General features: G+C 63.4%; 13 protein-coding genes. 3 read left to right on the top strand and 10 right to left on the bottom strand.

What is annotated here, in order from left to right:
• Nucleotides 1-200: 200 nt before the first annotated feature.
• Genes ASE00_RS22710 through ASE00_RS22670 form a run of 9 tightly spaced genes read right to left on the bottom strand, consistent with a single transcriptional unit; the run spans nt 201 to nt 7,264 of the window.
• Nucleotides 201-470, bottom strand: a complete 270-nt coding sequence (locus ASE00_RS22710; RefSeq protein WP_056356586.1) for a hypothetical protein — start codon at nt 468-470, stop codon at nt 201-203.
• A 2-nt stretch (nt 471-472) separates the two neighbouring features.
• Nucleotides 473-1,198: a type IV secretion system protein gene (locus ASE00_RS22705; protein ID WP_056356584.1), complete on the bottom strand. Its 726-nt coding sequence runs from the start codon at nt 1,196-1,198 to the stop codon at nt 473-475.
• Nucleotide 1,199: 1 nt separating this feature from the next.
• The gene (locus ASE00_RS22700; protein ID WP_056356581.1) at nt 1,200-3,566 is read right to left on the bottom strand and encodes a VirB4 family type IV secretion/conjugal transfer ATPase; all 2,367 of its coding nucleotides are present in this window, start codon (nt 3,564-3,566) and stop codon (nt 1,200-1,202) included.
• Nucleotides 3,559-3,900 carry a type IV secretion system protein VirB3 gene (locus tag ASE00_RS22695; RefSeq protein ID WP_082591515.1) on the bottom strand — a complete coding sequence of 114 codons (342 nt, stop codon included), beginning with the start codon at nt 3,898-3,900 and terminating at the stop codon, nt 3,559-3,561. Before ASE00_RS22695 ends, ASE00_RS22700 begins: the two co-directional genes overlap by 8 nt.
• Nucleotides 3,893-4,186: a TrbC/VirB2 family protein gene (locus ASE00_RS22690; RefSeq protein WP_235538129.1), complete on the bottom strand. Its 294-nt coding sequence runs from the start codon at nt 4,184-4,186 to the stop codon at nt 3,893-3,895. Before ASE00_RS22690 ends, ASE00_RS22695 begins: the two co-directional genes overlap by 8 nt.
• A 48-nt stretch (nt 4,187-4,234) precedes the next feature.
• On the bottom strand, nt 4,235-5,521 hold the full coding sequence (locus ASE00_RS22685) for an LPD7 domain-containing protein (protein ID WP_056356577.1): 1,287 nt from the start codon (nt 5,519-5,521) through the stop codon (nt 4,235-4,237).
• Entirely contained in the window at nt 5,518-6,120 is a 603-nt protein-coding gene (locus tag ASE00_RS22680) for a lytic transglycosylase domain-containing protein (RefSeq protein WP_056356575.1), read from the bottom strand. Before ASE00_RS22680 ends, ASE00_RS22685 begins: the two co-directional genes overlap by 4 nt.
• Complete coding sequence (locus ASE00_RS22675; RefSeq protein WP_056356608.1) at nt 6,117-6,470, bottom strand: hypothetical protein; 354 nt, start codon at nt 6,468-6,470, stop codon at nt 6,117-6,119. The genes ASE00_RS22680 and ASE00_RS22675 overlap by 4 nt, the downstream gene beginning before the upstream one ends.
• Nucleotides 6,467-7,264: a hypothetical protein gene (locus tag ASE00_RS22670; protein WP_056356573.1), complete on the bottom strand. Its 798-nt coding sequence runs from the start codon at nt 7,262-7,264 to the stop codon at nt 6,467-6,469. Before ASE00_RS22670 ends, ASE00_RS22675 begins: the two co-directional genes overlap by 4 nt.
• A gap of 248 nt (nt 7,265-7,512) precedes the next feature.
• Here ASE00_RS22670 and ASE00_RS22665 point away from each other — a divergent pair, with 248 nt between their 5' ends.
• On the top strand, nt 7,513-8,142 hold the full coding sequence (locus tag ASE00_RS22665; protein WP_156405551.1) for a helix-turn-helix domain-containing protein: 630 nt from the start codon (nt 7,513-7,515) through the stop codon (nt 8,140-8,142).
• Nucleotides 8,143-8,219: 77 nt separating this feature from the next.
• On the opposite strand, the gene ASE00_RS22660 is transcribed toward ASE00_RS22665, so the two are convergent.
• Nucleotides 8,220-8,567 (bottom strand): helix-turn-helix domain-containing protein, encoded by a 348-nt coding sequence (locus tag ASE00_RS22660; protein ID WP_235538128.1) that lies wholly within the window; start codon nt 8,565-8,567, stop codon nt 8,220-8,222.
• Between the two features lie 111 nt (nt 8,568-8,678).
• Here ASE00_RS22660 and ASE00_RS22655 point away from each other — a divergent pair, with 111 nt between their 5' ends.
• Nucleotides 8,679-9,077 (top strand): hypothetical protein, encoded by a 399-nt coding sequence (locus ASE00_RS22655; RefSeq protein ID WP_235538800.1) that lies wholly within the window; start codon nt 8,679-8,681, stop codon nt 9,075-9,077.
• A 221-nt stretch (nt 9,078-9,298) separates the two neighbouring features.
• Nucleotides 9,299-9,517 carry a hypothetical protein gene (locus tag ASE00_RS22650; RefSeq protein ID WP_056356567.1) on the top strand — a complete coding sequence of 73 codons (219 nt, stop codon included), beginning with the start codon at nt 9,299-9,301 and terminating at the stop codon, nt 9,515-9,517.
• Nucleotides 9,518-9,559 lie beyond the last annotated feature (42 nt).

Below are 9,559 nucleotides of genomic sequence, written 5' to 3'. Positions count from 1 at the left end.
CGGCAACCGCGGGTACCGAGCACTCCACGACCCGAACGGCAGACTTCGGCTCGTCGCCTAGGATGTTCTCAGTATTTCCAGCTTAGCGTTGTCTGGCGAACAAATCTTGAGGTGAGGCCTACATGGTTGTGAAAAGCGTCATAATGTCCGGTGGCGAAGCCATCTACTCTACCTCTATTGACTGGTAATTCGGCCGGGTCTCACTTTCTCTTCGACATATTTCCAAAGAAGTCGGAATCCTTCTTACCCGCCTCCATCTGGGTAACTGTCATACTGGCATCCTGCGTAGTAGAGCACAGGTTCGCCTTTTTGGCGGCCGCCAACTGACTGTACTCACCCGTGTTGCATTTGGATTGCCACTCGGCGAGAAGCTGCGGATTACCGACAAGCTCCTGCGAGGTCGGAACCTTGACGGCCGGTTGACATCCACACACGAACAAGAACGCTGCCGGCACAAGCAACCTGCGCATACTTATTTCCTTATTGTGTTAGCCTGGAAGAACGCTGAGTCATTTCGCCCGGCTGCGAGCAGAGCCGAGCTAATAGCGAGATCACCTTCGCCAGCTTGGGCCATCTGAATCGCCTGCATCTTGAGAAGGTCGTTCTGAAGCTGCGCCTGCTCGACCGCGATGCGGGCCTGCAGGTCCATCACGTCTTTTGGATCCTTGGCGCTGGCGAGCTGCTGCCGCAGCTGATCCAATGCCTGCGTTCGGGTCTGCGCGATGTTCAGGGTATTCTCACCGAGCGCGGCCGTCGTCGCAGCCGATCCGGTAGAATCCTTCAGCGCCTGGGCATAGGCCGCATCCGCATCCGAGGATCCCGTGGACGAGGGGCGGTAGCGCGACTGGATGTTCGATGCGAGCGTCCCCAACGAGCCGAGCTTCGTGAGATCGCCCCCGAACAGCGTCGACACGTCGGTCGTCGTCGCCGGCAGGAGGTTGCGGACCGAGGGCAGGTTCAGGGTCGACGCGATCTCGCTCATATTGGTGAGCTTCTGGAGTGACTGGAGCTGGTTCGCGGCAGTCTCGATCTGCTGCTTGCCCTGCTCCACCATCGTCAGCGTCTGCCTCGCGGTTTGCAGCGCCTGAAGGTAGGTCGTGGTATCGAACACGGGGATGCCCTGCGCCGCAGCCGGCGGGGCAAAGACAGCGACCGCGGCGGGTGCCGCAATTCCCATCAAGGTACGCTTGATCCACATCTCAGCTTCTCCTTTGGTTGGCATAGAAAGCCGGCAGCCAGGCCGCCGGATCGTCCCCCGCAGCGGCGATGGCCTCTTCCATGGCGACGAGGGTCTCCTCGCGCCCCGAAAGCACCTTGAGCTCGTTGGGCATCCCGGCCAGGTCGAGCTTGGCGACGATCGACGTGTGGCCCTGCTTGACAAGGAAGCAGCGGCTTTCCGGGGTCAGGTCCTCCCGGATCAGCCGGTACTCGGCATCCGTCAGGCCCAGCCCGTCGCAATAATCGGATCGCTTCGCATCGGAATTGGGCAGGAGGATCTTGGTCGCGGTCTGCTCGATGATCGAGTGCGCGATCGGCGAGCGCAGCGCGTCCGCCGGCGACTGCGTGCCGAAAACCATGAAGGCGTTGCGCTTGCGGAAGGTCTTCAGGCCATCCTGTGCAAAGGCGCGGAACGCATCGTCCTGGAGCGCCTTCCAGAACTCGTCGATATCGACCACCACCCGCTGTCCGTCGAGCAGCTCGTCCACGCGGTGGAAGAGGTAGAGCATGGTCGGTGTGCGGATTTCCGGGTTCTCGAGAAAGTCGGTCATGTCGAACCCGACGAGGCGGGCTGCCATCGAAACTTCGTCAACCGGTCCGTCGAATGCCCAGCCGAGCGAACCACCCTGGCACCAGCGTTCGAGCCGCGCCCCGATCCCCTCAGCGTCAGCGTAGCCCAGCATCTCGCGTAGCGCGCCGAGGGAGCGGGCATGCGACGGCAGTCGCATCACGGCATCGAGGCCCTCGTCGATCAGCCGATCCTCGCCGACCGTCAACGGCCGATTCTCGCGCCTGACAAGCACCCGCACGAACTGGCGCAAGAAGGCAATGTTATCGTGGGTGGGTTCCAGTCCCTTGAGGGGCGCGAAACCAGTCGGCTCGCCATTGCGAAGCGCGAGATAGGTGCCCCCGCAGGCGCGCACGAAAATCTCGGCGCCGCGGTCCTTGTCGAAGAACACTTGCCGGGCGCCGGTCTTTTCGAGCTGGGCCTGGAGGAAGTTCTGGAGAACCGTCTTGCCGCCTCCCGTCGGGCCGATGATGAGCGTGTGGCCGATATCGGCGCGGTGAAAGTTGAACCAGAAGGACGAGCCCGCGCGCGTCTTGAGCAGCGTCACCGCTTCGCCCCAGTGGTTTCCGGACTTCCGCCCGGCCGGGAAGGTGTAGAACGGGCTCAGTGCCGCGAAATTGCGGCTGTTGATGACCGCAGGGCGCGCGCGCATCCGGAAATTGCCGGGGAGCTGCGCCCAGAAGGCGGCTTCAAGCGCCACGTCCTCGCGCGCCATCACCATGCCGGTGTCCGCCGCGGCCGAGCGCGCGATCGAGAGGCGGTCGAGGAGGCGACGCGGATCGTCGTCGATGACCGAGATCGAAAGGTGATGCTCACCCATGACGAAGCGGTTCGCCATGAGGTCGTCGACCCCGTCGAGGAGTTCAACGGCCTGACTGACGCCGGCATCGTCCGAGGACGTCATCTGCTTATATTTCTTGGTGAAGCGCTCGCTCGCGTCCTGCTTCACCAGAGGCGCGAAACTCTGGGTCAGCACATAAGGGAAGTCGAGCTTCAGCAGGCTGTTGAACTGGCCCGTCCGGGTGCTGGCGACATATTCGCGCACACCGAACATGCCGAGGTAATGTGACTTGTGGGCGAGGCGGATCTCGGCCGCCTCGCGCCCGAAGACCACGCGAGATTGGTAGAGCGCTTGCCCCAACCGGCCGTCGAGCAGCGGAATGCGGATGCGGTCGCCCGTTAGGATGAAGTGCAGGACCTCCATGGGCTTCGAGAACAGGATGCCGTCACGCTCGTAAATCGACAGGCGCTCCGGTGTCGCGTCGGCAAGCAGGGACTCGAAATCGCGGCTCTTGTCCGCCATGATCGTGAGCGCGCGGTCATCGAACTCACCCGGCGTCTTTTGCTTGCCGAAAAAGCGCGAGACCTGGTCGCTGGCCATGCTGGAAGGCCGCACGACGAGCGTCACGTAGAACTCGTTATGGTAGAGGACCTTCTCCTTGAGTGTCTCGGAGTAACGGTCCTGGAGCTGGCGCGCGAAGTCGGAGTGGAAGTCGCCACTCAGGACCGGGTCCGTCGCGGTGCGCACGAGATGGGTCCACAGCGCGATGCGGTCGTCGCCGATCGCGCGCCAGGTAATGTTGAGCTTGTTGTGCCAGCTATTCAGATCGGCAATGTCGCTGGTTTCGAACGGCCGCCCATCGACGCGGTACATGCGCATGAGCGAGCCGTCGTCGAGGGCGACAACCGTGTCGTCGACGTGCCGCGTATAGGGGATGAACTTGACGTCATCCGTCTCGCGGACCGCCACCTTCTTATGCTTCAACCTGGTTTCAGTCATTGCCGAACTGCTTCCGCTTGACGCTCTTGCCAAGGCGAACGGGCGAGTAACTCCCACCGCCCCAAAACTTGCGGTTCTTCGAAAGGAACACCGTCTGAAACCACAGGCCCCAGAGCCGGAAGGCATTGTAGTCGTAGTGAACGACCATCCGCGCCGGGAAGTAGAGTGCCCCGAAAGCGGCTAGCGGGTACAAGGGATTGTGCATGATCGACCAGATGATCATGCTGACCATGATGATCGGCAGGATCGCTTCGAGCGGCAATCCCATGAACACGGCCGGTCTGGTCATGGCGAGGAAGACCTTGTCCTCGGCGAGCTTCTCGACCTCAGCCACTTGCGGTACTCATCCAGCCGACGATCGTCGTCGCCGAGAAGATGATGCCGATGCCGATCAGCACGGTGACAGCGCGGCCCCACTCCATCCGGCCGGTCAGCTTCGCGTATCCCACACCCATCACGGCGATGGCGCCGACCACCGAAGAAATGCCGATCAGCCAGGTCCTTACTGTCGTCAGACCGCTCTCGATGGATGTGCCGTCGGCCCATGCTGGCTGCGCGATCGACATAAGAGCCAATGCGCCGGCAAAGCCGACGAGCTGGCGGGCACGGCGATCGGACATCAGCCGACCCAGCCTGGGTGTGAACTTCATACGATCCTCCATGTCGAACTACCTCTCCAATTCGGGGTGGGTGTGCATCGCCTCGATCTGTCGAACCGGCGTGGGCTCGCGGACCGAGACATCCAGGCCGCGCCGCAGCACGTCCGAGATCATTTTCCGACTCTCGAGGTTCGCCGAGACCATGTGGTGCGCGTCACCGTCGAAGACCTCGCCGATATGCTGTTCCATCGCCGCCTGCGCCTGCAGCGCGTTGGCTAGTCGGGGCTCCGCCGATACTCTCTCCATCCCGCCGTGAAGGAAGAGTTCGGCGAGCTCGTCGCTCTCCTGCCGGCGCCCGGCGGCCGCGTCCCGCTCCTGCTCATCCCGCGTCCGGGGCTGTTCAGAGTCTGATCTTCGGCTTTGCGGGGCGGTCGGCTCCGCGACGGACCGGTCTTCCCGATCGGCATCAAGCTCGTCGGCCAGTGTGGCAGCAGCGCCAGCCTCCTTCGTCATCGTATCCCGATGGAGGCCCGATCGGACAAGATAGATCGCGTCAGCGACCTCCGTGTCCCAAGCGCCACCCTTGCCCATCTGACGCAGAGCGCCGGACTCGTAGCCGGAGCTGTCGAACGCCCTCACCAGCGTCGGGCTCTCCAGCGCCCGCTCAAGCGCACTTTCGAGCGCTTCCCGATTCACATCGATCCGCTCGAGATGGACTTCCCGTTGGAAAGCGTCCCTGTTGTCGCCGAGCTCCCCATAAAGCACCTTGCGGTCTTCGGTGTGCCGGCTGAGCGTCAGCAAGAGCCGCCGGTCGGCCTCCGACAGCGAACCATCGTTTCGAGCCGCAGACTGACCCGGAGCCGAATGCGTGAGGGTTGTAGCGGCGCCGGCATCGGTCTGCGGAACCGGGCGCGCTTGCTCGACCACCGTAGCGTCGCGATTGGCGGGTACGCCCCGTCTCAAATCCGCCATGCGCTCCTGTTCGGCGAAGGTAGGCTCGTAGCCGTTGACCGTCAGCCCCTCCCGCGTCGCAGCGGACCACACAGCTTTTCGAAACTCGGGGGAGCCATCGACTTCGATCCGATCCCAGCTGTTGTGCTGAGCGATCTTCACCAGGCTCGCGATCGTCTCTGCGTCCTCGCGCCGCGCCACAATGCGGCTGTCGGTGATCTCGATCGCCGGGATCACGCGGTCCCCGGGGCGGAACAGGCCGAGCCGCTGCTCACCGCCGCCCGCCCCCTCGACGACGCGCACCTCGTACCGGGTCGCCAGCTCGGGCGGAATTTCGAAGGCGATCCGTTCGGTCTGGGGATCGGCCTCGCGCCCGCTACGCGCGACGCTGTTCTCCGCGCTCACTTGAAAACCTCGATCACGTTGGACGCGACTTGCCCGACGATCCAAGGGTCGCGCTCACTCGCAGGCTTCACTACCGCGGCTGCCGCCCCGTTCGATGCGGCACCAGTGGCCGGCAGCGGGGGAACGGCCTGTACCGAGCCCATCGTGCTGGCAGCCATCCAGACCCGCCCGACATAGCCGTTGCGGAAGCCGCGGGTCAGCGTGCCGGTGTTGTAGAGCGAATAGGTCGCCGAGATGGCGTCGAGGCCGCTATAATACCGGTTTGCGAGCCCGTAGCCCTGCTGCAGAAGCAGGGAGGCGAGCCGCAGGTTGGTGCAAGGGTCGAACGCCTGCTCGACCGTGACACCGAGCCGCGCGAAGTTGGCGGAGTTGATCTGCGCCAATCCGACGTCGGCGGTATACCCCGCCGCCACGTAGCGGCGGACGATCGCCGCGGCTTCGACCACGGATCCGGCGCGTACGCGCGGCCCCTTGTTGACGTTGATCTGCAGGCTATCTCCGCCGCTCTCCGTCACGACGAGCGGCACGACCGCTTCCGTCGCGATCTCGGGGGCGCATTGGTGCGCCAGCACGGTGATGGCGGGGACGTCGTAGATCACTGCTGGGTCACCGTCTGCGTGCGGGTGTCGAGTGCGTAGCTCGACGAGGAGCCATCCGACTGCGTGACTGTCAGATCATAGCCGTGCTTGACCTTCTTCGTGCGGATGCCGACCCCCGTGCAGCTCGGGAAGGAGCCGCCCAAGGCGAGTACGTTCCAGAGTTTCGTGATCGGCGGAACGCACGCCGCATAGGTCGTGGGCGAGCCTGGGGTGGCGAGGCAAAGTATGACCTGACAGCCCCAATCGGAGGCGAAGGCAGGCTGCGGCGCCGTGAGCGCGACCAAGCCTGCGATGGGGTATGCCAGCCCGCCGGCCACGCCGGCGAGCCTGTTGAGCAAACGTGCGATCATGAGCCACCTCCACGCGCTGCACGCCATTCGGCCGCTGCAAACACGTCCCATTGCGGCGGGGCCTTCTCAGCGGCCTGAGCACTCGATGCGGGCGCGCTTCTCGAATCGGTCTCGTTGATGGGGCGGAAATCATCCGTGCTGGCGACGTTGACGATCCAATCCTCGTCCCCCTCGACCGGCCGGGGCTGTTCGATCACCTGTCCCGGTCGGGCGAAGGCGAGATGCCAATGGGTCGAGTGTCCGCGGTCGCCCGGACCGAGGAGCTCGATAATCCGAATGTTGCTCGCGGCCATGAGGGCGCGGATCTGCTCCCGGGTGATCGTATCCACGCCACCTGCGGGGACGAAGTCGATCGCCTGGCCGAACTTGTGCCAGCTGTAGCGTGCGCCATAGCTGGCGTTCATTGGCCGGATCGTATCGGTTATCCGCGCGCCGAACGCCGTGCGCAGCAGCGCGGTGACGCTCGATACCGTGGCAGGTCCGGACGTCGAGACTGGCTTGGCGCCGTCCTCGACATGCGCGAGCGCACAGACATCGAACACCGAGGCGGGCGTCACCCCAAAAGTTGCAAAATCCCGACCATTGATGGCGAGCGGCCCGGCCTCGAAGTCAGCGCCGAGCGCGATCAGGTCTTGGACTGTCGCTTCCGCATCGCCCCGGGTTTCAGGCTGGCGGGTGAGGATCGCACCGGCGCGGACGGTGAGCGCGTACGGAGCCGGGGCCGGAGATCCGCCCGCCCCTAGCCCTGCTGCGCAGAGCTGAATAGCCTTCGCCGTAAGCCCTGCCGGAAGCATGTTGCTCCTCCGCCGTTACAGTCCACCTAAACCAGTGGACGATATTGACGGAGCAGGCAAGTCTCATTTGCCAACCACTTTCGAGCTAAAACAGTTCGTTGCGCAGCCGAGATGCCGGCCGCCGCTGGCGTTCACCAGGTTGCCGCTGCGTGGCGATTCGCATAGGAAACCCTGCCTTTGGGATATCCTAGCGTCCGCGCACGCATGGTCTCCGACCTTGAGGCGATCATGGAGCGAAGGGCAGCAGATTGAGCACCACCGTCGCTTTTCTTGCGGAATGTCAGGGGTCCGCGACCATCGACGACCAGAAGGCGTGCCTCGAAGCTGACGATTATGTGGTCGTGGCGGGCAGGCAGAGCTTCAACAAACTCGGCGATCTTCTCGCACGCCATGGGATCAGGCTCGGTCCAGGCGATCGGATCAAGCTCTACGATCTATCCTGCATTACCCTCTCGACCACCACGTTGGTCAGCGTGATGAGCAAGTTCCTGCGCAGTGGCGTCGGTTTCGAAATCATCTCAGCAGGGATCGTCATCGAGCCGCGCGCCGACGACAAATTGCACGCGCTGCTAGAGGCCCTCGATAATCACTATCGCTACCTGCACGGCATCAAGACGCATCCGGTAGACACCGCTTCCCGGGGTAGGAGGCGCCTGCTCGATCCCAGCCAGCTGCCGGAGATCCGGGCGAAGCTGGACAAACCGGGTGCGACGGCAACCGATGTTGCCCAGGAGCTAGGCGTGGCGCGGTCCACGCTCTTCAACTTCCTCGAGCGCTTTGATCGCGGCCAGGGCAAGGATGCCGCCGAACCCCATCCCAAGAGTTCCCGCGATGGCAGCCATGTCGCTCGGCCTGATACCGACGGGACATCCGCGTAGCGCCGACCTACCCGCGCCACGGGCGTCTCGTTTAGCGCCGCATTGTCGTCGCTCGCAGCCCCGCATTGTCAGCTCTACTAGCTGGCGGAACTGTTCGCTTCGTCGTCCGGCCTGATCATGTTCCAGGCCTCCAGCCCGACCGCATCAGCGAGCTTGACCATCATGTCGAGCGTCGGATTAGCGCGCCCCCGCTCGATAAAGGAGATGTAGGCCGCGGTGATGCCGGTCTGCTCGAACAATTGCGCCTGAGTCAGCCCCATCTTCTGTCGACGGCTCTTCAATCGCTCGCCGAACAGTCGTGCGGCAGGCTGTACTATTTCCTCCGCATCGAGATACTTCGGCATCCGGTGATTCAACCATGCGTGATCGCGGACGGCTCCTCCCCCCACGAGTTCGCTGACCTTATATCCGCCGGGCGTCGCCATGCAGCATAAACCAATTTACAGCATCTGGTGCGCGGCGAATTGACACGGCAGATGACGTGGCGTTAATCGAACGGCATGGCGAGACTCAGCCCCGCGACTCCGCGCATGTCGATGAAGCAGCTGGTCCAGCAGCAACGGGATGAGCTTTACGCATCCGGTCACCGCAATCTCAACATGGCGCTCTCGGAAGGCACGATCCAGCAGATCGACCTGATGAAGAAGCGCTACCGGCTTCGCTCGCGAGATCAGGTGGTCGCCCGGGTTATCAGGAAATGCTCGGCAACGGTCGATCCCGACTCCTTCGTTCAGCACGCGACCAGTCCAGCAACCCAATATCGACGGATCTCGCCGATCATCGCCGGCGAGCTCGCGGACTATGTGAAGCAGGTGCAGCGTCGTTTTCGCAACATTGGCTACGGCCCGGTGTTCGAAATGATCTTCGCCGAGGTCGGCACCGATCTGTCCAACACGGCCGTGCAGCTCGAATTGATCCGGAGTGCTGATCCGTGACCGTAGGATCACCAAGGTCAAGCGCTAACCTTCTGTTGTGCCAACAGAAGTCTATGGCAGCTCAAGGCGCTATCCACAATCGGTCCCAAACTTTGCGCGGGCAGCAGTAAGCCAAATTGACATAGCCTGGGACATGATCTTCGCCCGGCGAACTCCTGATTCTGGTCCGCGCAACCCAATTAGCGCGCTATGACCGGCATCGTTGGCGCAAAGGAGCCCTCATGGACCTGCATGGCTCGATCACCGAGAACCTACGCGCTGCGATCGCAAGCGCGACCCGGCTACAAGGTCATCCCGTCTATGGGGAGACGCTGACCTACTGGCGGGAGCTGATCCACGAGGTTCGACGCCGGCGCGGCGCCCTGCCGGACAGTGACCGGCCGGCTCTCGATGCGCTGTTCGCCCGGCTCGAGGCGGAGCTCGCCGGCCGTGCCTCCTGAGTCGGCTTAAAGCCGATGCGCGGACTTTTAGATCGGGTCGGA

The organism is Sphingomonas sp. Root710, assembly GCF_001429065.1.
Lineage (GTDB): Bacteria > Pseudomonadota > Alphaproteobacteria > Sphingomonadales > Sphingomonadaceae > Rhizorhabdus.
The sequence above is the reverse complement of the archived record's forward strand: the minus strand, read 5'-3'. Positions and strand labels throughout refer to the sequence as shown.